At 49.7% G+C, this 23,389-nt stretch carries 25 protein-coding genes; 14 read left to right on the forward strand and 11 right to left on the reverse strand.

The features are described 5' to 3' along the window. Positions 1-4: 4 nt before the first annotated feature. Genes spoT through gmk form a run of 3 tightly spaced genes read right to left on the reverse strand, consistent with a single transcriptional unit; the run spans position 5 to position 3,088 of the window. Positions 5-2,116: a bifunctional GTP diphosphokinase/guanosine-3',5'-bis pyrophosphate 3'-pyrophosphohydrolase gene (spoT, locus tag NBA72_RS08335; protein ID WP_000280481.1), complete on the reverse strand. Its 2,112-nt coding sequence runs from the start codon at positions 2,114-2,116 to the stop codon at positions 5-7. Positions 2,117-2,134: 18 nt separating this feature from the next. After that, positions 2,135-2,410, reverse strand: coding sequence for a DNA-directed RNA polymerase subunit omega (rpoZ, locus tag NBA72_RS08340; RefSeq protein WP_000135058.1), 276 nt, complete (start codon positions 2,408-2,410; stop codon positions 2,135-2,137). A 54-nt stretch (positions 2,411-2,464) separates the two neighbouring features. After that, positions 2,465-3,088, reverse strand: coding sequence for a guanylate kinase (gene gmk / locus NBA72_RS08345; RefSeq protein WP_000046966.1), 624 nt, complete (start codon positions 3,086-3,088; stop codon positions 2,465-2,467). 256 nt (positions 3,089-3,344) lie between these two features. Here gmk and ligB point away from each other — a divergent pair, with 256 nt between their 5' ends. Then, on the forward strand, positions 3,345-5,030 hold the full coding sequence (ligB, locus tag NBA72_RS08350; RefSeq protein WP_042948568.1) for an NAD-dependent DNA ligase LigB: 1,686 nt from the start codon (positions 3,345-3,347) through the stop codon (positions 5,028-5,030). On the opposite strand, the gene NBA72_RS08355 is transcribed toward ligB, so the two are convergent. Continuing rightward, positions 5,027-5,644, reverse strand: a complete 618-nt coding sequence (locus NBA72_RS08355; RefSeq protein ID WP_000924334.1) for a trimeric intracellular cation channel family protein — start codon at positions 5,642-5,644, stop codon at positions 5,027-5,029. The genes ligB and NBA72_RS08355 overlap by 4 nt on opposite strands. A 247-nt stretch (positions 5,645-5,891) precedes the next feature. After that, on the reverse strand, positions 5,892-6,776 hold the full coding sequence (locus NBA72_RS08360) for an HARLDQ motif MBL-fold protein (RefSeq protein WP_042948567.1): 885 nt from the start codon (positions 6,774-6,776) through the stop codon (positions 5,892-5,894). A 73-nt stretch (positions 6,777-6,849) separates the two neighbouring features. Between NBA72_RS08360 and NBA72_RS08365 the strand changes: the two genes are divergently transcribed. Beyond that, the gene (locus NBA72_RS08365; protein ID WP_023242056.1) at positions 6,850-7,752 is read left to right on the forward strand and encodes a LysR family transcriptional regulator; all 903 of its coding nucleotides are present in this window, start codon (positions 6,850-6,852) and stop codon (positions 7,750-7,752) included. Between the two features lie 49 nt (positions 7,753-7,801). On the opposite strand, the gene NBA72_RS08370 is transcribed toward NBA72_RS08365, so the two are convergent. Continuing rightward, a complete protein-coding gene (locus NBA72_RS08370; RefSeq protein ID WP_000621352.1) occupies positions 7,802-8,665 on the reverse strand; it encodes a YicC/YloC family endoribonuclease in 864 nt (287 codons plus the stop codon). 125 nt (positions 8,666-8,790) lie between these two features. Between NBA72_RS08370 and rph the strand changes: the two genes are divergently transcribed. Further along, positions 8,791-9,507, forward strand: a complete 717-nt coding sequence (rph, locus tag NBA72_RS08375) for a ribonuclease PH (RefSeq protein ID WP_001247078.1) — start codon at positions 8,791-8,793, stop codon at positions 9,505-9,507. Between the two features lie 78 nt (positions 9,508-9,585). After that, complete coding sequence (gene pyrE / locus NBA72_RS08380) at positions 9,586-10,227, forward strand: orotate phosphoribosyltransferase (RefSeq protein WP_000806167.1); 642 nt, start codon at positions 9,586-9,588, stop codon at positions 10,225-10,227. A 77-nt stretch (positions 10,228-10,304) separates the two neighbouring features. Here the strand turns inward: pyrE and slmA are convergent, their stop codons facing one another. The 3 genes from slmA to coaBC form a co-directional block, all read right to left on the reverse strand. Then, positions 10,305-10,901, reverse strand: coding sequence for a nucleoid occlusion factor SlmA (gene slmA, locus NBA72_RS08385; protein ID WP_000818607.1), 597 nt, complete (start codon positions 10,899-10,901; stop codon positions 10,305-10,307). A gap of 107 nt (positions 10,902-11,008) precedes the next feature. Then, positions 11,009-11,467: a dUTP diphosphatase gene (gene dut, locus NBA72_RS08390; RefSeq protein WP_000976078.1), complete on the reverse strand. Its 459-nt coding sequence runs from the start codon at positions 11,465-11,467 to the stop codon at positions 11,009-11,011. Next, on the reverse strand, positions 11,445-12,665 hold the full coding sequence (gene coaBC / locus NBA72_RS08395) for a bifunctional phosphopantothenoylcysteine decarboxylase/phosphopantothenate--cysteine ligase CoaBC (RefSeq protein ID WP_000050107.1): 1,221 nt from the start codon (positions 12,663-12,665) through the stop codon (positions 11,445-11,447). The genes dut and coaBC overlap by 23 nt, the downstream gene beginning before the upstream one ends. A gap of 175 nt (positions 12,666-12,840) precedes the next feature. On the opposite strand from coaBC, the gene radC reads away from it, so the two are divergent. The 4 genes from radC (at position 12,841) to mutM (ending at position 15,055) form a co-directional block, all read left to right on the forward strand. After that, positions 12,841-13,506, forward strand: coding sequence for a RadC family protein (gene radC, locus NBA72_RS08400; RefSeq protein ID WP_042948565.1), 666 nt, complete (start codon positions 12,841-12,843; stop codon positions 13,504-13,506). A gap of 217 nt (positions 13,507-13,723) precedes the next feature. Then, on the forward strand, positions 13,724-13,960 hold the full coding sequence (gene rpmB, locus NBA72_RS08405; RefSeq protein ID WP_001519051.1) for a 50S ribosomal protein L28: 237 nt from the start codon (positions 13,724-13,726) through the stop codon (positions 13,958-13,960). 20 nt (positions 13,961-13,980) lie between these two features. After that, on the forward strand, positions 13,981-14,148 hold the full coding sequence (rpmG, locus tag NBA72_RS08410) for a 50S ribosomal protein L33 (protein ID WP_001051798.1): 168 nt from the start codon (positions 13,981-13,983) through the stop codon (positions 14,146-14,148). A gap of 97 nt (positions 14,149-14,245) precedes the next feature. Then, the gene (gene mutM, locus NBA72_RS08415; protein ID WP_042948563.1) at positions 14,246-15,055 is read left to right on the forward strand and encodes a bifunctional DNA-formamidopyrimidine glycosylase/DNA-(apurinic or apyrimidinic site) lyase; all 810 of its coding nucleotides are present in this window, start codon (positions 14,246-14,248) and stop codon (positions 15,053-15,055) included. A 26-nt stretch (positions 15,056-15,081) separates the two neighbouring features. On the opposite strand, the gene coaD is transcribed toward mutM, so the two are convergent. Both coaD and waaA read right to left on the reverse strand, forming a co-directional pair. Further along, positions 15,082-15,561, reverse strand: coding sequence for a pantetheine-phosphate adenylyltransferase (gene coaD, locus NBA72_RS08420; RefSeq protein ID WP_001171884.1), 480 nt, complete (start codon positions 15,559-15,561; stop codon positions 15,082-15,084). An 8-nt stretch (positions 15,562-15,569) separates the two neighbouring features. Continuing rightward, a complete protein-coding gene (waaA, locus tag NBA72_RS08425) occupies positions 15,570-16,847 on the reverse strand; it encodes a lipid IV(A) 3-deoxy-D-manno-octulosonic acid transferase (protein WP_000891580.1) in 1,278 nt (425 codons plus the stop codon). Positions 16,848-17,255: 408 nt separating this feature from the next. Between waaA and rfaQ the strand changes: the two genes are divergently transcribed. Genes rfaQ through waaO form a run of 6 tightly spaced genes read left to right on the forward strand, consistent with a single transcriptional unit; the run spans position 17,256 to position 23,385 of the window. Beyond that, on the forward strand, positions 17,256-18,326 hold the full coding sequence (rfaQ, locus tag NBA72_RS08430; RefSeq protein WP_001521713.1) for a lipopolysaccharide core heptosyltransferase RfaQ: 1,071 nt from the start codon (positions 17,256-17,258) through the stop codon (positions 18,324-18,326). After that, the gene (locus tag NBA72_RS08435) at positions 18,323-19,447 is read left to right on the forward strand and encodes a glycosyltransferase family 4 protein (RefSeq protein WP_042948561.1); all 1,125 of its coding nucleotides are present in this window, start codon (positions 18,323-18,325) and stop codon (positions 19,445-19,447) included. Before rfaQ ends, NBA72_RS08435 begins: the two co-directional genes overlap by 4 nt. Further along, positions 19,440-20,237, forward strand: coding sequence for a lipopolysaccharide core heptose(I) kinase RfaP (gene rfaP, locus NBA72_RS08440; protein WP_023225111.1), 798 nt, complete (start codon positions 19,440-19,442; stop codon positions 20,235-20,237). Before NBA72_RS08435 ends, rfaP begins: the two co-directional genes overlap by 8 nt. Positions 20,238-20,292: 55 nt before the next feature. Continuing rightward, positions 20,293-21,273, forward strand: a complete 981-nt coding sequence (locus NBA72_RS08445; RefSeq protein WP_042948559.1) for a glycosyltransferase — start codon at positions 20,293-20,295, stop codon at positions 21,271-21,273. 13 nt (positions 21,274-21,286) lie between these two features. Next, positions 21,287-22,366, forward strand: a complete 1,080-nt coding sequence (gene waaB / locus NBA72_RS08450; protein ID WP_042948557.1) for a lipopolysaccharide 1,6-galactosyltransferase — start codon at positions 21,287-21,289, stop codon at positions 22,364-22,366. Between the two features lie 5 nt (positions 22,367-22,371). Continuing rightward, positions 22,372-23,385 (forward strand): lipopolysaccharide 3-alpha-galactosyltransferase, encoded by a 1,014-nt coding sequence (gene waaO, locus NBA72_RS08455; protein ID WP_042948555.1) that lies wholly within the window; start codon positions 22,372-22,374, stop codon positions 23,383-23,385. Positions 23,386-23,389: the final 4 nt, after the last annotated feature.

The raw sequence follows: 23,389 nt of genomic DNA on the forward strand, positions 1-23,389 counted from the left end.
AGCGCTAGTTTCGGTTACGGGTGACTTTAATAACGTCTGGCATCACGCGGATTTTGCGCATGATATTCGCCAGATGTACGCGATCGCGTGCGGTAAGGCGAATAAAGGTACTATAGACGCGACCATCTTTCTCTTCAGTATTCAGGCTTTGAATATTGGAGGTGGTGGTATTAATCGCCGCCGTCAGGTTAGCCAGCGCGCCCTGATGGTTAAACATTTCCACCTTGATTTCGGTAATGAATTCCTGCTCCGTCTCTTTGTCCCATTCGACCGCCATAAATTTCTCTGGCTCTTTCTGGTATCCACGGATATTACGGCAGGATTCGTGGTGGATCACCAGTCCTTTACCTGGGCTGACGTGAGCGATGATCGGGTCGCCTGGGATCGGACGACAACACTTCGCAAAGGTGATAAGCACGCCATCCGCGCCTTTAATCGGCAGGTGGCCGTGATTCGATTGCGCAACGGTCGGCACCACGGCTTCGCCTTGCTGCAGATTTTTCGCGACCACTACGCTCATCGCGTTGCCGAGACCGATCTCCGCCAGCAGATCGTCAAGCGTTGCCAGCTTCATACGATCCAGTTCGCGCTGAATATTTTCCTGCGGAATTTCCGCCAGCTTACGACTGCCGCCTAAAGCATGGTTAAGCAGACGACGGCCCAGGCTTACGGAGTCATCACGTTTGAGGTTTTTCAGCAACTGACGAATTTTAGCGCGCGCTTTAGAGCTGACGACAAAGTTCAGCCAGGCGGCGTTGGGACGCGCGCCCGGCGCGGTAATAATTTCGACGGTCTGACCGCTGCTAAGCGGCTGCGACAGCGGATAAGGCTGGCGGTCGACACGCGCGCCGACGCAGGCGTGACCGATGTCGGTATGCACTGCATAGGCAAAATCCACCGGCGTAGCGCCAGCGGGCAGTTCGACAATGCGCCCTTCCGGGGTGAAAACGTAAATCTCATCCGGGAAGAGATCGGATTTTACGCTTTCGATAAATTCAAACGAACTACCGGCGCTCTGTTGTAGCTCCAGCAGGCTCTGCATCCAGCGCTGGGCGCGGATCTGCGCCGTGGTGCTGGTCTCACCGTGTTCTTTATACGCCCAGTGCGCCGCGACCCCCATTTCCGCCATCTGATCCATGTCTTCGGTACGGATCTGGACTTCAACAGGAACGCCGTGCGGGCCGATCATTGAGGTGTGCAAAGACTGATAGCCGTTCGCTTTGGGAATGGCAATATAGTCTTTCACCCGTCCCGGACGCGGCTTATAGAGACTGTGCATCTGGCCGAGTACGCGATAGCAGGTATCGGAGTCATGAACGATGACGCGGAAAGCGTAAATGTCCATGATCGAGTGAAAACGCTGCTCTTTGAGCACCATTTTGCAGTAGATCGAGTAAAGATGTTTTTCGCGACCGCTAACGCGACACGGAATTCCCGCCTCTTGCAAACGTCCTTCGATTTCAGAGAGGATTTTTTGGATCATCTCCTTACGGTTGCCGCGCGCCGCTTTTACCACTTCTTTGATGACGCGGTAACGATTGGGATACAGCGCTTCAAAACCCAGCTCTTCCAGCTCGGTTTTGATGTGATGAATACCTAAACGGTGCGCCAGAGGACTGTAGATTTCCAGCGTTTCACGGGCAATACGACGACGTTTATCCGGGCGTAACGAGCCCAGCGTGCGCATGTTATGGGTACGGTCAGCAAGCTTAATGAGGATGACGCGGATATCCTGCACCATCGCCATAATCATTTTGCGAAAGTTTTCGGCCTGCGCCTCTTTCTTATCGCGAAACTTGAGCTTATCAAGTTTCGACACCCCCTCTACCAGCTCGGCAACGCTTTTACCGAAAAGCTGTTCCATGTCCTGATAGGTGGCGGGGGTATCTTCAATCACGTCATGCAGCAGAGCGGCCATCAGCGTTTCGTAGTCGAGTTTCATCTCGGCCAGAATACAGGCCACCGCCACCGGGTGCGTGATATAGGGTTCACCGCTTGAACGTGTCTGGCCCTCGTGAGCGTCACGTGCAACGAGATACGCCTGCCGAAGACGCTTAATCTGGTCTTCCGGCAGGTAGGTTTGAATCAGTTGATTCAGGCTTTCAAACAGATACAAGGGCGACCCGCTTTGTGATTAACGACGACCTTCAGCAATAGCGGTAACGGCTTGTAATTCAGCGGCTTCCTGCTCTTGCTGTTCCTGGCGCTCGCGGACGTCGAGGATCTGGTTGTTAATCAGACCTTCTTCGATTTCGCGCAGCGCGATAACGGTAGTTTTATCGTTTTCTTCCGGTACCAGCGGATCCTTTCCGCCTACCTGCATCTGACGAGCGCGACGCGCGGCGACCAGTACCAGGTCAAAACGGTTACCAATTTTCTCTACAGCGTCCTGAACAGTTACGCGTGCCATACTTAAAATGCTCCACAGGTGAAGAAATGACTGGGCATGATACTGAAAGTGGGTTCAGTCTGCCAACAATTTGCTGATTAAAGCGTCATGACGCTGCTTTTGGCGGCTCATACGCAGACGTTCAGCGCGAATGATGGTTTTCAAGTCGCTTAACGCGGTATCAAAGTCGTCATTCACAATAAGATAATCATATTCGGCGTAATGGCTCATTTCTGCAACCGCTTGCGCCATTCGTTTGGCAATGACTTCTTCGCTATCTTGCCCGCGGCCGCGTAAACGGCGATCCAATTCGATCTTTGACGGCGGCAAAATAAAAATGCTGCGTGCTTGCGGCATCTTTTCGCGAATTTGCTGGGCGCCCTGCCAGTCGATATCCAGAAAAACATCAACGCCGGTTGCCAGCACTTGCTCAATGGTTTCGCGCGAAGTGCCGTAGTAATTGCCAAACACTTCCGCGTGCTCCAGAAACGCCTCCCTGCCAATCATGGTTTTAAACTCATCATGATTTACAAAGAAATAGTGCTCACCGTGCACTTCACCCGGACGCGGCGCGCGCGTGGTATGTGAAACGGAAACCTGAGTGTCATACAACGGTTGGGTTTTTAATAAAGCCTGAATCAGGCTGGATTTACCCGCGCCACTGGGGGCAGAAACAATATAAAGCGTACCTTGAGCCATGAGTATCTTACGTCTGTGATTATCGAAATAGAGCCTTGATACGGGCTTATTATACACATCGCCGTTATGCGACGTAGTCTTTGTCACACTTTTTGCGCCAGATTATTGCATTTTGCGTCCCTTTTTCCGCTTTTATCGCGTCGTTGCAGCAACCCACCAAAAAATCTGGAAAGTGGCTCGGATGATGCATTTTTACCTGTCGGTTTTTATTCACTAAAGCGCTATACCTGCCGGGCAATGTGCGCAGGAGGTCGTGATGAGATTATGGAAAAGTATGGCGTGGGGAATTTTATTGTGGCATTCGCAGAGTGGGGCGCTTTGCCCGGCCTGGCCGCCAGCAAGGGCCGCTGAAGAAATCGCCCGTTTACAGCAACAGCTCGCTGACTGGAATGACATCTACTGGAAACAAGGGGTTAGCGCGGTTGACGATAGTGTGTACGACCAACTCAGCGCAAGGCTGGTTCAGTGGCAACGCTGTGTTGGTCAGGATGTTTCATCTACTCCGGTTTCACCGCCGTTAAACGGTACAACAATGCACCCTGTTGCGCACACGGGCGTACGTAAACTCGCGGACCGACAGGCGGTAGAACAGTGGATGCGCGGGCGCAGCGAGCTTTGGGTACAGCCAAAAGTGGATGGTGTAGCGGTAACGCTGGTTTATCAAAACGGTAAACTGACCAGGGCTATCAGCCGGGGTAACGGACTACAAGGCGAGGACTGGACGCCAAAAATTCGCCTGATCCCCTCTATACCGCAGACAACACAAGGCGCGCTAGCTAACGCGGTGTTGCAGGGCGAAATCTTTCTACAGCGCGAGGGGCATATCCAGCAACGGATGGGCGGGATGAATGCGCGCTCGAAAGTCGCAGGAATGTTAATGCGCCAGGATAACGCCTCCGCGCTAAATTCGTTGGGTATTTTTATTTGGGCGTGGCCGGACGGTCCGGCAAATATGCCCGAAAGATTAAGCCAACTTGCTAAGGCTGGATTCAGTCTGACGAAGAAATATTCCCTGGCGGTAAAAAATGCCAGCGAGGTCGAGCGGGCGCGCCAGTCATGGCTGACGTCAGCATTACCCTTTGTAACGGATGGCGTAGTGATACGCATGACTAAAGAACCTGCGTCACAACACTGGCGACCCGGGCAGGGCGACTGGCTGGCAGCATGGAAATATCCGCCAGTAGCGCAGGTCGCGCAAGTGAGCGCTATTCAGTTCTCGGTGGGGAAAAGCGGCAAAATTACCGTAGTAGCGTCGCTTGTCCCCGTTATATTGGATGATAAGCGGGTTCAGCGGGTCAATATCGGTTCTGTGAAGCGTTGGGAAGCGTGGGATATCGCGCCGGGCGATCAGATCCTGGTGAGTCTGGCGGGGCAAGGCATTCCCCGGCTTGATGAGGTCGTCTGGCGGAGTCGTGAGCGGAGTAAGCCTGTACCGCCTGATAGCCATTTCAACTCGCTGACCTGCTTTTACGCGTCGGCAACGTGTCAGGAACAGTTTATCTCCAGGCTGGTATGGCTGGGGTCACGGTCGGCGTTGGGTCTGGACGGAATGGGTGAAGCCAGCTGGCGGGCTTTGCATCAGACGCATCGCTTTGAGCATATCTTCTCCTGGCTTGCCCTGACGTCAGCGCAAATAGCCAACACGCCAGGCTTTGCTAAAGGAAAAAGTGAGCAGATATGGCGGCAATTTAACCTGGCGCGCCGGCAGCCGTTTACCCGCTGGATCATGGCGATGGATATCCCCTTAACGCAGGCCGCATTACAGGCCAGCGGCGATCGCTCATGGGAGCAGTTATTAATGCGAACAGAGCAACACTGGCGGCAGTTGCCAGCGACGGGCGAGCGCCGTGCCGGGAGAGTCATCGACTGGCGGAATAATCCGCAGATCAAAACGCTGAGCAGATGGCTGGCTGCTCAGCATATTCCCGGATTTGGGTCTTAGTGCCCTTCATGGCGGTAATAAAATACCGGCAGGCCAAGTTTAAGACGTAGCGCTAATAACCTTGCTGTAAAGCCAAACAGTAACGTAGAGATAACGACGACATCCGGATTCATGACGTAATGTTGCAGCGCAATATAGAGCACCGCCGAGGCGAACGAAATGCCGGCATATAGCTCTTTTTGAAACACCAGTGGAATGCGTTTGCAGAACATATCGCGGAGCACGCCGCCAAAGACGCCGGTAGTGACGGCGGCTACCACGGCGATAATTGGCCCTTCGCCCATATCAAGGGCTATCTGAGCGCCAATAATAGAGAAAACCACCAACCCCAGCGCGTCAAGTACCAGGAAAAGCTTGCGTAAATAGGGCATGACGGGGGCAACAATGGTGGTCAATACAGCGGCAGTCGCCACAATAATGACATATTCGGGATGCTTCACCCAACCCAGCGGATAGTGACCGAGCAGAATGTCGCGAACCGAGCCTCCACCAATGGCGGTGGCGGTAGCAATAATAATTACGCCGAATGTATCCATGCGACGACGACCCGCAGCGAGTGCGCCCGTCATGGCCTCGGCAGTGATGCCAATTAAATAAAGAACGTGCAACAGCATGATTTCCCCCTAATTTACTGGGGGCGAAGATTAACGATTTGTGCGCTGTATCACGATTGAGATTTTCTAAGGCATTACGCGATTAATAAATTTTATTAATGATTTTAAATTTATGATTAATAATCATTTATTATAAATATCAATAAATTGTACATCATTTTTGTGGTTTATTGTATGCGAGGTTTTTCTGTTTTGACTTAGATAATTTAAAAGAACGGCGCCCTGGACGCGCCGCCAGTGAGTCATTTCATTGTGGCTGCTGTGCGGTAAGTTGTGTGATGAAGCGCTGGCGCGAGCGTTCCACATACTGTTGCAAGCCATTGGAATCAAAGAATGCCTGTGTATCGCCGTTGCGAAGTTGCTGTCGTTTCTCCAGTAGCCCGAAGCGGTCACCTTTGTTGGCAATAAAGATATCAACATGCTGGGCGGCCAGTGTCTTAAAGCTACTCTGTATATCAGTAACCAGGTCAGGGTAATTTTTGTTGTTAATCAGCAGATAGTCAGGTGTGGCGAGACTATCTGCGTAAATTAGCGTCTTGCCGTTGCGGAGCGTTACGCGCCAGGAAGTTGAGCCGGGCAGATGTCCAGGCGTGAATAGCGCTGTCACGGTTATCCCTCCGAGGCTGATGCTTTCCTGGTTGTGGATAATTTTATCAGTGGTGACGGGCGGAAAGGGGAGCGCATCGCCAAGCGCAAAATCCTCTCGTCCACCCCTCGCCATCTGATCGGCGTTGGGTTGGCTGGCGACCAATTGTGCGCCGCTCCACGCTTTCAAACGTGCCATGCCCCCCGCTTGATCCAGCCGCGCATGGCTGTTCAATAGATAGCGTATGTCTGTGAGGCGGAATCCTGCCGCTTCAATATTCGCTTTAATTTGCGGTGCGCTTTCATCCAGCCCCGCATCAATAAGAATATGCCCTGCCGGGGTGGTCAGCAGAATAGAAGAGAGATTTTCCGTGCCGACATACCACACGCCTTCTGTGATTTGAAACGGCTTTATAGGCTTAGCCCACGCTTTAAACAGTGATAACGGAGGCGCGGGTGATAACGGTTGTGAAAGATCTAATGCCGCCATGGCAGGAAGTGCTGATGTTGAAAATATACATACAAAGAATAATGCATAGCGATTCATAATGTTCTCCTGATTGAAGCGCCCGCAGTATACCTGGCAGTAATTTAGCCAGGTTCAATAAGAGAGACGTTTAATGAACTTGCTGCAAATGGATATGAACCTGTTAAAAGTACTCTATGTGCTGCTGGAGACGAGCTCTACGGGGAAAACGGCGCAAAAGCTGGCTTTGTCGCCTTCTGCGGTAAGTCATGCGTTAATGAGATTGCGCGATGCGCTAAACGATCCGTTGTTTCGACGGGAAGGGAACCGCCAGATTCCTACGCCTTATGCGCAGGCGCTGCGTGACAAATTGGCGCCTGTGTTTGTTTCGCTTAATGAGGAGCTGTTTGGCGATAAAGAGAACGGCTCCCGTTGTTTTCGGGTGGTACTTCCTCCCGCATTGAACGCGCTGCTTACGCCCGTTCTCGCAGAGAAAGGTCATCTTCATCAGGCGGTGATCGAGTGCCTTCCTTTTGCCCGCCGACCCTGGCGTGATGAACTGTTGGATAGCTCGGTTGATTTGGTGCTGGCAATTGGCGACCATCAAAAGCAGGTAAGCGCTCTGCATTACGAGCGGGTGGGGACTACGCGTTTGATCGCGGTTTATGGCGCGCCATTGCGTTCACGTCTGGAGAATGCCACAGCGTTGAATTTTGCTGATCTACAGCATTATCAACACATTTACTGTTTGCCGTGGACAAAAGAGAACAACGAACTGGACAGGCAGCAGGCTCGTGCCGGGTTTGAACGTCCGCTGGCGTTTGTTTGTCATGATTACAGTCAACTGGCGCCTGCTGTCCAGTCGGCGCCGCTAATGGCGATTGTACCGCGCCCCTGGTATGAAAATTTATCCGATAAGCGCGGTCTTTTTGTCCTGCCGCTTGCCGGGGAGCAGGCGGAAGGCGCTATTTTTATGCAGTATCGGGCTTCAACGGTAGAGTGGAAGCGGCGCCTTATCGACGCTATTCGCCGGAAATTAAAAATGTACTACCGATAAACGCGAGAGCCCGCATAAGGCGGGCTCTGTGACATATTGAGCGCCAGAATTATTCAATATTCTGGATTTGCTCGCGCATTTGCTCGATCAACACTTTTAATTCAATAGCGGAGTTAGTTACATCAGCGTTGATGGATTTGGAGGCCAGGGTGTTCGACTCACGGTTAAATTCTTGCATCATGAAGTCCAGACGGCGACCTACCGCCTCTTTTTTCTTCAGAATGTTGTAAGTCTCTTTGACGTGCGCTTCCAGACGATCCAGCTCTTCCGCCACATCAATGCGCTGCGCCATCATCACCAGCTCTTGCTCCAGACGGTTGTTTTCCAACTGGACCTGAGCATCTTCCAGCTTCGCGACCAGGCGTTCACGCTGCCATTGCAGGATTTCCGGCATATGCGCGCGGACTTTCGCTACTTCGGCGCTGACGCCTTCCAGCCGTTGTTCAATCAGCGCTTTCAGCGCCTGGCCTTCCGTTTCGCGCGCGACGATAAAGTCATCCAGCGTACCGTCCAGCGCGGCTAAAATTTCTGCGGCAATCGCGTCCAGATCCTGCTCTTGCGCCGCCATGACACCTGGCCAGCGCAAAATATCAACCGGATTGATTTCCCCTTCGTCGCTCTGCATTTTGACCCAGTTTGCGGCGCTAACTAATTGTTTCGCGAGCTTTTCATTCAGAATAAGCTCGCCTTGCGCGCTGGCATCGGGTTCAAAACGCAGCATACATTCGACTTTGCCACGCGTCAGGCGTGTACGAATGCGTTCGCGCACGACGGGTTCAAGACTACGGAACTGTTCCGGCAGACGAAAGTAAGTTTCCAGATAACGCTGGTTTACCGAGCGCATTTCCCAGGTCGCGCTACCCCATTCACCCTTGATTTCACGCCGGGCGTAGGCGGTCATACTGCGGATCATAGATGTTCCCGTTTTTAAAGGAGAGATGAGGGGATTATAGCTATCCAGGCCTTGTCAGGATAGGAATAACCATCGGAAGTCCGTATAATGCGCAGCCACATTCGTTTTAAGCCGGAGATCTCAATATGCGTCCAGCAGGCCGTAGCGCTAATCAGGTGCGTCCCGTAACCCTGACCCGTAACTATACAAAACACGCTGAAGGCTCGGTACTGGTCGAATTTGGAGATACCAAAGTGTTGTGTACCGCCTCCATTGAAGAAGGTGTCCCACGTTTTCTGAAAGGACAAGGCCAGGGGTGGATCACCGCAGAGTATGGCATGTTGCCTCGCGCTACCCATACCCGTAACGCGCGCGAAGCGGCAAAGGGTAAGCAGGGCGGTCGTACTATGGAAATTCAGCGTTTGATCGCGCGTGCGCTGCGTGCGGCGGTCGATCTGAAAACGCTCGGCGAATTTACCATTACGCTGGACTGCGATGTAATCCAGGCCGATGGCGGTACGCGTACAGCGTCTATTACCGGCGCCTGCGTGGCGTTGGCGGATGCGCTGAATAAATTGGTTGCCAACGGTAAGCTGAAAACCAACCCGATGAAAGGCATGGTGGCGGCGGTTTCCGTAGGCATCGTTAACGGCGAAGCGATCTGCGATCTGGAATATGTTGAAGATTCCGCCGCAGAAACCGACATGAACGTCGTGATGACTGAAGACGGCCGCATTATTGAAGTACAGGGTACCGCGGAAGGCGAGCCGTTCAGCCATGAAGAACTTCTCACTTTGTTGGCGCTGGCCCGAGGGGGAATTGAATCCATTGTGGCGACGCAGAAGGCGGCGTTAGAAAATTGATTTTAAGGCGACTGAAAAGTCGCCTTTTTTTTGTCCGTAAATTTCGTAAATGATGAAAGTAAGAAAAGGAGCGAATCCATGAAACCGTATCAGCGCCAGTTTATTGAGTTTGCGCTTAACAAGCAGGTACTAAAGTTTGGCGAGTTTACGCTGAAATCCGGGCGCAAAAGCCCCTATTTCTTCAACGCCGGGCTGTTTAATACCGGGCGCGACCTGGCGTTGTTAGGCCGTTTTTATGCCGAAGCGTTGGTGGATTCCGGTATTGAATTTGATCTGCTGTTTGGCCCTGCGTACAAAGGTATTCCGATCGCGACGACGACGGCGGTTGCGCTGGCGGAACATCACGATAAAGACCTGCCGTACTGCTTTAACCGCAAAGAGGCAAAAGATCATGGCGAAGGCGGGAGTCTGGTGGGCAGCGCGCTACAGGGCCGCGTGATGCTGGTGGATGACGTGATTACCGCAGGTACGGCGATTCGCGAGTCTATGGAGATTATTCAGGCGCACGGGGCTACGCTGGCTGGCGTACTGATTTCGCTGGATCGTCAGGAACGTGGCCGCGGCGAGATTTCCGCGATTCAGGAAGTGGAGCGCGACTATGGTTGTAAGGTTATCTCCATCATTACGCTGAAAGACCTGATTGCCTATCTGGAAGAAAAACCTGATATGGCTGAGCATCTGGCGGCTGTGCGAGCATACCGGGAAGAATTTGGCGTGTAAGCGAATTGCCCGGTGGCGCTTTACCGGGCCTATGTTTCTTTCGCCTGGATAAGGCGTGAGCCTCTATCCAGTCAGCGTTACTGTAGCTGAGCGGCAATGAGCGGCCAGCGGGCGTCGAAATCGTCCGTTGGGCGGTATTTAAATTCGCTACGCACGAACCGTGAAAGCATACCTTCACAGAAGGCTAACAGTTGGCTTGCCAGCAGATTTTCATCCGTCGTGTAGCCTTCGCCTTCACGCATTCTTTTTTCTCGTAGCACCTGGCGGAGCTGCGCTTCGATGCGTTCAAAAAGCTGATTAATGCGCCCCTGCAGGCGATCCTGTTCAAACATCAGCGCGTGCCCGGTAAGAATGCGCGTCAGGCCAGGGTTGCGTTCGCCAAAACCCAGAATCAGCAACACAATCAGGCGCAAACGCGTGCTGGTGTTTTTTTCATCTTTTAAAATCAGATTGATACGGGTAATCAGACTATCTTCGATAAACTCAATCAGGCTATCGAACATGCGGGTCTTGCTGGGAAAATGGCGGTATAGCGCCGCTTCGGAAACGCCGACCGAGGCCGCCAGTTTTGCCGTCGTGATGCGTTGGCTTCCATCGCTGGATTCAAGCATCAGCGCCAGTGACTGAAGTATTTCTTCGCGACGATTCCTTTTCGCAGTTTGTTTTTCTGCCATGTTACAAAATACCCCTGAAAATAAGCACTTGCCAGGCGAGCACCCACGCTATAACCGCAAACTCAGCGCTTGCGGCAGTATTATGACGTTATGGGGATGCGTAAAATTTACTTACGGCCAGAATGACCGAAGCCGCCCTCGCCACGTTCGGTGGCGTCAAATGCTTCCACCAGATTAAATTCGGCCTGAACGACCGGAACAAACACCATTTGCGCGATACGTTCGCCCGGTTCAATGGTAAAACTGTCCTGACCACGGTTCCAGATCGAAACCATCAGCTGCCCCTGATAATCGGAATCAATCAGCCCGACCAGGTTACCCAGCACGATACCATGTTTATGGCCCAGGCCCGAACGCGGCAACATGACTGCCGCCAGTGATGGATCGGCGATATGAATGGCCAGTCCGGTAGGCACCAACGTTGTTGCGCCAGGCGCCAGTTCTACGGCGTCGTCGAGACAGGCGCGCAGGTCAAGCCCGGCAGAACCAGAAGTAGCATAAGTCGGCAGCGGAAACTGCTGACCAACACGCGGGTCCAGAATCTTAACGTCGATTTTTTTCATCATAACGGGTCACGATCTCGTCGAGTAATAATTGGCCCAGGAGTTCTTTTCGCTCAAGCGGTAAGACTTTATCTCCATCCTGCCAGAAAAGGTGTAAAGCGTTTTTATCGCTATTAAATCCCTGATTTGAAAGAGAAACATCATTTGCACAAATCAGGTCAAGGTTCTTACGGATACGTTTTTGCCGGGCGTATTCTTCCACATTATTCGTTTCCGCGGCAAACCCAACAACATAGGGTCGATTGTCACTGAGCGCGGCCACCCCGGCGACAATGTCCGGGTTTTTGACCATTTTTATTAGTAATTCATCACCTTGCGCCGCCTGTTTTTTGATTTTTTCACTGGCGATAGTCTCTGCGCGATAGTCAGCCACGGCGGCGCAGCTAATGAAAATATGCTGCTGTTGAACGGCGGCCTGAACAGCGGCTTCCATGTCCAGCGCGGTTATGACATCAACCCGTTTTACAAAAGGCGGCGTTGGTAACGAAACGGGACCGGAGACCAGCGTGACATTTGCGCCGCGACGCGCTGCGGCCGCCGCAATAGCGAAGCCCATTTTACCTGAGCTGTGGTTGGAAATATAACGCACCGGGTCGAGCGGTTCGCGCGTCGGGCCTGCCGTAATCATGATATTAAGATGTCGCAGATCGTTGACGGCAGCGAAATGCGCGGCGGCCTTATCAACGATAACTAATGGGTCCAGCATTCGGCCTGGGCCTACATCGCCGCACGCCTGACTGCCGCTATCCGGCCCCCAAATGAACAGGCCGCGAGAGGCGAGCACCTCCAGATTATGTTGCGTGGCAGCAGCGCGGTACATCTGTTGGTTCATGGCCGGAAGAACGGCCACCGGGGCTGGCGTCGCCAGGCAGATGGTGGAGACTAAATCATTAGCCATACCCGATGCTACACGGGCGATCAGATCGGCGGTCGCGGGGGCAAGAATCACCAGGTCGGCCCATTTCCCCAACTCGATATGCCCCATCGCGGCTTCAGCGGCAGGGTCAAGCAGACTGTCGGATACGGGATAACCCGACACTGCCTGTAAGCTCAGGGGGGTAATAAAGGCTTTTGCCGCCTCGGTCATTGCCACGCGCACGTCAGCGCCGCGCTCACGTAAACGGCGCACCAGCTCCGGCGTTTTATACGCAGCGATACCGCCGCTAATGCCGAGAACAATTTTTTTACCGGCCAGGCTCATCATGTCTTTCCTGTTGGGTGACTTTGAAAGGCGGCCATTTTATCACAATCTCTACGGCGTCGTGTCTTTGCCTGCGCTCCACTTTGCGAGGCGCTACGCAAGAACAAAATCGGGGCGTCGATCTCTCCCAAAGGCTGTGCCACTATGCCGCTTCCTTAAAAAAGGAGGTGCGCGTATGGATACGTTGGACGAATTATTACCGCGTGAAAAAATGCTCAGATCCGGCATTGCTTCCCTCAGCGACGTGGAGCTGCTGGCGCTTTTTTTACGTACCGGCACGCCGGGAAAAGATGTTATGACGTTGGCAAAAGAGATATTGCAGCACTTTGGGTCGCTGTATGGCCTGCTGTCGGCGGACTTTGCGCAGTTTCGCGGTGTAAACGGCATCGGCCTGGCGAAATTCGCGCAGTTGAAAGGCATTGCTGAGCTGGCAAGGCGCTATTACAGCGTGCGCATGAATAAGGAAAGTGCGTTGCTGAGTCCGGAAATGACGCGGGAATTTCTGCAAAGCCAACTGACGGGCGAAGAGCGTGAGATCTTTCTGGTGATCTTCCTCGATGCCCAGCACCGGGTGCTTCAGCACAGCCGCCTGTTTTCCGGCACGCTTAACCACGTAGAGGTGCATCCGCGTGAGATTGTTCGGGAAGCGATTAAACTCAATGCTTCAGCGGTCATTCTGGCGCATAACCACCCTTCAGGCTGCGCAGAGCCAAGTAAAGCAGATAAACTTATCACTGAGCGCGTGATAAAGTGTTGCCAGTTTATGGATATCCGGGTGCTCGATCACCTGATAATTGGGCGCGGAGAGTACGTTTCTTTTGCCGAACGCGGCTGGATTTAAGATTCTTTGCGCGATCCATCGGGATCTTTGTCTGTTCGGGACTTGAGCATATCGCCGGGTCAGCGTATACTACGCCACCTTTGAGAATCTCGGGTTTGGCATTTGGGCCTGGCAATCGAGAGTTCAATAGAACTGCGCGATGACCAGGCTGTAAAGCCTGACGAGGCGCCGATACCCCATACGAAGCTCGAGCTAATTTGATTTTTGGAGAATAGACATGTCCCGAGTCTGCCAAGTTACTGGCAAGCGTCCGGTGACCGGTAACAACCGTTCCCACGCACTGAACGCGACTAAACGCCGTTTCCTGCCTAACCTGCACTCTCACCGTTTCTGGGTTGAGAGCGAGAAGCGTTTTGTCACCCTGCGTGTATCTGCTAAAGGTATGCGTATCATCGATAAAAAAGGCATCGAAACAGTTCTGTCTGAACTGCGTGCCCGTGGCGAAAAGTACTAAGTACTAAGAGGAAATAAATCATGGCTAAAGGTATTCGTGAGAAAATCAAGCTGGTTTCTTCTGCTGGTACTGGTCACTTCTATACCACTACGAAGAACAAACGTACTAAGCCGGAAAAACTGGAACTGAAAAAATTCGATCCAGTTGTCCGTCAGCACGTGATCTACAAAGAAGCGAAAATCAAATAATTCTCGCTTTGATGTAACAAAAACCTCGCTTCGGCGGGGTTTTTTGTTTTCTGGCCGTCCCCATATTAATGAGACCTGCCACACAGCCGGAGACGTTATGCCTGAATTACCCGAAGTTGAAACCAGCCGCCGGGGTATTGAACCCCATTTAGTTGGCGCTACTATCCTGCACGCCCATATCCGTAACGGCCGTCTGCGCTGGCCGGTTTCAGACGAAATTTATCGTCTGAGCGATACACCCGTCCTTAGCGTTCAGCGTCGTGCTAAATATCTACTGCTGGAGCTGCCTGACGGCTGGATAATTATTCACCTGGGGATGTCGGGAAGCTTGCGGATACTGTCGGAAGCGCTGCCGGCGGAAAAGCACGACCATGTCGATTTGGTGATGAGCAATGGCAAAATTCTACGTTATACCGATCCTCGCCGCTTTGGCGCCTGGTTATGGACCAAAGAGCTGGAAGGGCATAACGTACTGGTGCATCTGGGACCGGAGCCGCTAAGCGATGAGTTTAATGGCGAATATTTGCGGCAGAAATGCGCGAAGAAGAAGACGGCGATTAAACCCTGGCTGATGGATAACAAGCTGGTGGTCGGCGTGGGGAATATCTACGCCAGCGAGTCGCTGTTTGCCGCTGGTATTCACCCTGACCGCCTGGCGTCGTCACTCTCGACAGAGGAGTGCGACCTGCTGGCACGGGTGATTAAAGCCGTTTTGCTGCGCTCTATTGAACAAGGCGGGACAACGCTGAAGGATTTTCTGCAAAGCGATGGGAAACCGGGCTATTTTGCGCAGGAGTTGCAGGTGTACGGGCGCAAAGGCGAGCCGTGTCGGGTATGCGGTACGCCGATAGTCGCAACGAAACACGCACAGCGTGCGACGTTCTATTGCCGTCACTGTCAGAAGTAAAACGCCAGGCCGGCAAGGAAGGATACTTATTTCAACTTATCCATTAGCGCCTGATGCACATTGTCCGGCAGAAAGTGGGTCACATCGCCCTGATGGCGCGCCACTTCTTTGACCAGCGACGATGAGATAAACGACCACTCTTTGGACGGCATCAGGAAAACGCTTTCCAGTTGCGGCATCAGATGGCGATTCATATGCGCCAACTGCATTTCATATTCAAAATCCGCCACCGCGCGCAGACCACGAATCAGGATATTCGCCTGTCTGTCGCGGGCGAAATTGGCCATCAGGTCGCTAAAGCCCACCACCTCTACGTTACCCAGGTGTGCGGTCGCTTTTTGCGCCAGCGCCACACGTTCGTCCAGGGTGAACATGGGTTTCTTGCCGGGGCTGGCGGCGATAGCCAGAATGACATGGTCGAACATCTGCGTTGCGCGCGTCACAATATCGAGATGACCGTTAGTAATCGGATCAAACGTACCTGGATAAATCGCCCGTTTTTGCATGACAGTCCTCAATGCGTTTTCGGTGGCAGATAAGGTTCCAGCAGTTGCAGCAGACGCTGGAGCGCGCCCTGATTTTGATACAGCACTTCAACTGCGTGACGTCCGTAGAAATTACGATAATCAGCGTCGGTCAGTAAAGAGGAAACTTCTTTTGCCAGCGTAGCCGCATCGGTAATCGTGATAAGTCCGCTTGCCTGATCCAGACGGGCGCAAATATCTTTAAAGTTAAAGGTATGCGGACCCATCAGTACCGGAATCGCATGAGCGGCGGCCTCCAGCGGGTTATGACCGCCGCGTTCAACCAGCGAACCACCAACAAAGGCGAGATCGGCAATGCCATAGAGCAACATTAATTCGCCCATAGTATCGCCTACCACGACCTGGGTGCTGGCGGACGGCACTTCGCCCGAAGAGCGAGTGATGTAGCTTAACCCTGCCTGACGCACAAGATTGATAGCATCCGGGAAACGCTCCGGATGGCGGGGCACCAGAATCAGTAATAAATTCGGGAATTGATGTAATAACGCCTGGTGAGCGGCGATAACGATACTCTCTTCGCCATCGTGGGTGCTGGTGGCAATCCAGACCGGACGGTGCGGCGCCCACTGGCGGCGTAGCGTAACGGCTTTAGCCGCCAGCTGCGGCGTAACTGAAATATCAAATTTCAGACTGCCGGTGACCGTGACCTGATTGTTCTTCGCGCCCAATGCCACAAAGCGTTCGCCATCTTCTTCGTTTTGCGCGGCAATCAGGGTGATACGGCGCAGGAGCGTACGGACAAACTTGCCAAGCTTCGCATAACCCGCGGCGGAGCGGGCGGAAAGCCGCGCATTAGCGATAACCAGCGGAATATGACGTTTGTGCAGCGCAGCAATCAGATTTGGCCAGAGCTCAGTCTCCATGATCAATACCAGCTTAGGATCAATCTCATTGAGGAAACGATTGAGCGCATCGGGCAAATCATAAGGCAAGTAAACGTGCTGAACATCGTTGCCAAAGGCGGACTGGACGCGCTCCGAGCCGGTCGGCGTCATGGTCGTTACGGTAATAGGCAGATCGGGATAGCGATGACGTAGAGCGCGGACCAATGGGATGGCCGCCAGAGTTTCGCCCACCGAGACGGAATGCAGCATGATTCCGCCCGGTTTCAACGGACGGCGGTAGAATCCGTAGCGTTCACCCCAGCGCTTACGATAGGCCGGCGCTTTACGTCCACGCACCCAAAGCCGTATCCAGATCAGAGGCTGAATAAGGTAGAGAAGAGCGGTGTAAAGCAATTCGAGCATAGTAAATAGCTGACTTATGGATGTGCTGGGGATTCTATGTATTTAGCCTGGGCTTTACCATTACTTTTCCCATTTTTGCGCCAAATTGGCTCAGAAGCGAGGATTCCAGGCGCTGAACCCCATTATTTTTGCATTTTTACGCAATCCATTGAAATTTGCCGCCCTTGTCGCCCCAGACAATGGGAATGACCATTCACAAGAGAGGGATAAATTAATATCTCTTTGAATTTATGATTAAAAAAATGATTGTGTATAAAAATTATTCGTATCGGATTGCTGCGAAAGAAGTGTTACACTAGCGCATCTAAAATGAGTGCGGTATTAGCCATCGGGTTGCTGTGAAGCCTGGGGCGGTAGCGTGCTTTTTTCTGCTTATTTATCCGGACAATTTCAACCAAAGAGTCGCTTGTGGAAAAGCCATTTCGAAGAATTCTGATTATAAAAATGCGTTTTCATGGAGACATGTTACTTACCACTCCTGTCATCAGCACGCTGAAGCAGAATTATCCCGATGCAAAAATCGATGTGCTTCTTTACCAGAACACCATACCGATATTGTCGGAAAATCCGGAGATTAATGCACTCTACGGCATCAGTAACAAAGGCGCAGGAACAAAAGAGAAGATCAAAAACGCGCTATCGCTAATCAAAAAATTGCGTGCTAACTCGTATGATCTGGTCGTCAATCTCACCGATCAGTGGAGCGTGGCGCTTATTGTGCGTTTTTTAAACGCAAAAATAAAAATCTCGCAGGATTTCGGTAATCGTCAGTCTGCTTTATGGAAAAAAAGCTTTACGCATTTAGTACCTTATGCGGGAGAACATGCTGTTGAGCGCACATTATCCGCGCTAAAGCCGTTAGCGCTAAAACAGTATGTCACGGAAACCACCATGAGCTATCGCCCGGAACATTGGGAAAACATGCGACAACAGCTCAAACAACTTGGTGTGGCCCGACAATATGTTGTTATTCAGCCTACGGCACGGCAGCTATTTAAGTGCTGGGATAATGATAAATTCTCGCAGGTTATTGATGCCGTGCAGCGCCGCGGTTATCAAGTTGTACTGACGTCAGGCCCGGCCGCAGACGAGATGGCCTGCGTGGATGCTATTGCACGCGGCTGTGAGACAAAACCGGTTACTGGTCTGGCGGGTAAAACTCGCTTTCCTGAATTGGGCGCGTTGATTGACCATGCGGATCTCTTTATCGGCGTTGATTCGGCCCCTGGTCATATTGCCGCAGCAGTCAAAACGCCGGTCATTTGCCTTTTCGGCGCGACGGATCATGTGTTCTGGCGTCCCTGGACCGACGACATCATTCAGTTTTGGGCAGGCAATTATCAGCCGATGCCTGAACGGCATGAGCTTGATCGTAATAAAAAATACCTTTCCGTGATTCCAGCTGAAGATGTTATCGCCGCGACGGAAAAAATGCTGCCGCATGAGGCACGCACCATAGATTTGGACAGCCTGCTATGAGAGTTGCCTTTTGCTTATATAAATATTTTCCTTTTGGCGGTCTGCAGCGTGATTTTATGCGCATTGCCCAAACCGTGGCGGCGCGAGGGCATCAGGTTCGTGTTTATACTCAGTCATGGGAAGGGGAATGCCCGGATAACTTTGAATTAATCCGCGTGCCGGTTAAATCCCGGACGAACCACGGTCGTAACGCAGAATATTATGCCTGGGTGCAACACCATTTGCGCGACCATCCTGTCGATCGGGTGGTTGGGTTCAATAAGATGCCAGGCCTTGATGTGTATTACGCCGCAGACGTGTGTTACGCCGAAAAAGTCGCACAGGAAAAAGGTTTTTTCTATCGCCTGACATCACGCTATCGGCATTATGCTGCTTTTGAACGCGCCACGTTTGAACACGGCAAGCAGACGCAACTATTAATGCTGACGAATAAGCAGATTGCTGACTTCCAAAAACATTATCAGACTGAAGCGGAGCGTTTCCATATTCTTCCTCCGGGGATTTACCCGGACAGAAAATATAGCCAACAGATCCCGAACAGTCGTCAAATTTATCGTCAGAAAAATGGTATCTCAGAACAGCAAAAATTACTGTTGCAAGTAGGGTCTGACTTCACCCGTAAAGGTGTGGATCGCTCTATTGAAGCGCTGGCATCGCTACCCGAATCTTTACGGCAAAATACGGTGCTCTATGTTGTCGGGCAGGATAAGTCGAAGAAGTTTGCAGCACTGGCTGAAAGAAGCGGCGTCGGCACGAATGTGCATTTTTTCTCCGGACGTAATGATATCGCGGAGTTAATGGCGGCAGCCGACCTTTTACTGCATCCAGCCTATCAGGAAGCTGCAGGTATTGTTTTGCTGGAAGCCATTACCGCTGGTTTGCCGGTGCTGACAACCGCGGTGTGCGGTTATGCACATTATATTGTGGATGCAAACTGTGGCGAAGCGATGACTGAACCTTTTCGCCAGGATGCGCTAAATGAGGTTTTACTCAAAGCGCTGACACAGCCTTCCTTACGCAACGCCTGGGCTGAAAATGCGCGGTATTATGCTGATACCCAGGATTTATACAGCTTACCGGAGAAGGCTGCAGATATTATTACAGGTGATTTAGATGGTTGAGCTGAAAGCGCCGTTAACCACACTATGGCACGGTAAAGATGCTTTTGAGGAAGTGAAAACGTTACAGGGCGAAGTGTTCAGAGAGCTGGAGACGCGTCGAACATTGCGGTTTGAGCTGGACGGCAAAAGCTACTTCCTGAAGTGGCATAAAGGCACTTCGCTGAAAGAAATTGTGAAGAACCTGATTTCGTTACGTATGCCTGTTCTGGGCGCTGACAGAGAATGGCACGCCATTCATCGTCTACATGAGCTGGGCGTTGATACGATGCACGGCGTTGGTTTTGGTGAAAAAGGCGTAAACCCGCTAACCAGAACATCATTTATTATCACCGAAGATTTAACGCCCACCATTAGCCTTGAAGACTACTGTGCTGACTGGGCTGTTAATCCACCGGACGCGCAGGTGAAGTGGATGATCATTAAGCGTGTTGCGACTATGGTACGTAAAATGCACGCCGGGGGAATTAATCATCGCGACTGTTATATTTGCCACTTTCTTCTGCATTTACCTTTCACTGGTCGCGAAGAGGATTTAAAAATCTCCGTAATCGACCTGCATCGCGCGCAGATACGTCAGCACGTTCCCCTTCGCTGGCGTGACAAAGATTTAATTGGGCTTTATTTTTCTTCAATGAATATTGGCCTGACTCAGCGAGATATATTCCGGTTTATGCGTGAGTATTTCTCTCTCCCCCTACGAGAGATTTTGCAAAAAGAATCGGGGTTGATTCATCAGGCGGATGTTAAAGCCGCTCGAATTAAAGAAAGGACAATAAGAAAAAATCTGTAATTATAATAATTATGCACTCAGTGAGTAATTTATGAGTGAGACAAGGATAGACAGAATGTCTGACATTAAAAGTTATATTTCAAACCAAAAAAACATAATTCAACATGATGATTTTTTTGGAAGAAGACTGGACATTACTCTTTGCTTTGATCATGGTTTTATAATGCCAGCAGGTGTGGCAATATATTCCATTATCGAAAATAATAAAGATATTGACTTGCATTTTCATTTATTGATATCGGGTGTGTCGGAGTATGATTTATTACCTTTTCTTGAATTGAAACAACCTAATGTATCAATTACAGCATATCATATTAACAATAATTTCGATATTAATCCGGAAACGTTAATTCTGGGTATTCCATTATCTACATGTCTTCGTTTTTTAATTCCGGATGTTGTTAATAAAGGAATTTCAAAAATTTTATATTTGGATTGCGATATTATTTGTCATGGTTCATTATCTGAGTTAATTGATATTAATCTTGAAGGGGAAATCGCAGGAGTGATCTTAGACTCTCCGGATATGCAAAAAAGAGTAAAACAATTAGATTATGGGGTGGATTTTAATGGGTATTTCAATGCAGGCGTGATGTTAATTAATAACGATGAGTGGAGAAAAAATAACGTAACTCAAGAATCTTTGTCTATGATTAATTGTGGTAAGATTTTTAGATATGCCGATCAGGATGTTTTAAATATTTTACTCAATGGAAAGGTGAAGTATCTCCAAAGAAAATTTAACAATAAAACGACATTATCGGTTAACTTTGATGCTGAAGCTAAAAATATAGATAATACTATTATTATGCATTATGTGACTCCAAATAAACCATGGTATAAGATATTTAAAGCAAGATATTTTGATCGATACTTTAATGAATCTCCATGGAAAAATAACAGGAGGTTTTTTTCACCATCCCCAAGTGAAATACGCCTTAAAGCAAAAAGGGAAATGTCAGGTAAAAATTACTCTATAGGATTATATTACTATTTTTGCTATTTAATATCTAAAGTCTTTAGATTAAGGTTTTAACTCTGGGGTATATATGAAAATAGCATTTATTGGCGAAGCGGTATCTGGTTTTGGAGGGATGGAAACCGTTATTAGCAACGTTATCCATACGTTTGAAAATAGCTCTCCGAAAATCAACTGTGAAATGTTTTTCTTTTGTCGTAATGACAAAATGGATAAAGCATGGCTAAAAGAGATTAAATATGCGAAATCATTCTCAAATATAAAATTAAGTTTTCTTCGTCGAGCTAAGCATGTTTATAATTTTAGTCAATGGCTGAAAGAAACGTCACCAGATATTGTGATATGTATTGATGTCATCTCATGTCTTTATGCCAATAAAGCACGAAAGAAAAGTGGTAAACAGTTTACTATTTTCTCGTGGCCGCATTTTTCGCTCGACCATAAAAAACATGCAGAATGTATAACGTACGCGGATTATCATCTGGCCATCAGTAGTGGTATTAAAGAACAGATGATGGCACGGGGTATCTCAGCGCAAGATATTAGCGTCGTTTATAATCCTGTCTCTATTAAAACAATCATTGTGCCGCCGCCTGAGCGCGATAAACCTGCTGTATTTCTCTATGTAGGGCGTCTTAAATTTGAAGGGCAGAAAAGAGTTAAAGATTTATTTGATGGCTTAGCTCGTACGACAGGGGAATGGCAGCTACATATTATTGGTGATGGCTCAGATTTTGAAAAGTGCCAGGCCTATAGTCGGGAGCTTGGTATTGAGCAGCGTGTGATCTGGTATGGTTGGCAAAGCACGCCGTGGCAAGTCGTACAGCAAAAAATAAAAAATGTCACCGCGTTACTACTTACCTCTGCATTTGAGGGATTTCCTATGACCCTGCTGGAAGCAATGTCATATGGAATTCCGTGTATTAGTTCTGATTGTATGTCTGGTCCGCGCGATATGATTAAACCCGGCTTGAATGGTGAGCTTTACACCCCGGGGGCTATAGATGATTTTGTAGGGCATCTTAATCGCGTTATTTCTGGTGAAATAAAATATCAGCATGATATTATTCCCGGCACGATTGAGAGATTTTACGATGTGCTATATTTTAAAAATTTTAATAATGCGATATTCTCGAAATTACAAAAGTGATCACTATGAGCAGAAAATATTTTGAAGAAGAAGTCATTCAACAGACTTTAGATTATAACTATGCACAACATAGTGATGCTAATAAATTTAATATAGCTTATGGGATTGATAAAAACTTTCTTTTTGGCTGTGGTGTCTCTATTGCATCGGTTCTCCTTGCTAACCCAGAGAGGGCGTTAGCTTTCCATGTTTTTACCGATTTCTTTGACTCTGAAGACCAGCAGCGATTTGAGGCATTAGCAAAACAGTACGCTACGCAGATTGTTGTTTACCTAATCGACTGTGAGCGCTTAAAATCGCTACCCAGTACCAAAAACTGGACCTATGCAACATACTTTAGATTCATTATCGCCGATTATTTTTCAGATAAAACAGATAGAGTACTTTATCTGGATGCAGATATTGCATGTAAGGGGAGTATTCAGGAACTTATTGATCTTAACTTCGCTGAAAATGAGATTGCGGCTGTCGTTGCTGAAGGCGAGTTGGAATGGTGGACTAAGCGCTCGGTTAGCCTGGCAACGCCTGGGCTGGTTTCTGGCTATTTTAATGCCGGTTTTATTTTAATTAACATACCTCTTTGGACCGCAGAAAATATCTCTAAGAAAGCGATTGAAATGCTAAAAGATCCGGAGGTAGTACAGCGCATAACGCACCTTGATCAGGATGTATTAAATATATTGCTAGTGAATAAAGCACGTTTTGTTGATAAAAAATTTAATACACAATTTAGTCTTAACTATGAATTAAAAGATTCAGTTATTAATCCAGTTGATGCTGAGACTGTATTTGTTCATTATATCGGACCAACGAAACCCTGGCATAGTTGGGGGGCTTACCCCGTGTCACAATATTTTTTACAGGCTAAGAGCAACTCACCATGGTCTCATTGTGCACTTTTAAATCCAGTCACTAGCCATCAGTTACGTTATGCGGCAAAGCATATGTTTAATCAGAAGCATTATACTTCGGGTATAAATTATTATATAGCCTACTTTAAACGTAAACTTCTTGAATAAAACC

This window comes from Salmonella sp. NW1250, assembly GCF_051812965.1.
Taxonomy (GTDB): Bacteria; Pseudomonadota; Gammaproteobacteria; order Enterobacterales; family Enterobacteriaceae; genus Salmonella; species Salmonella enterica.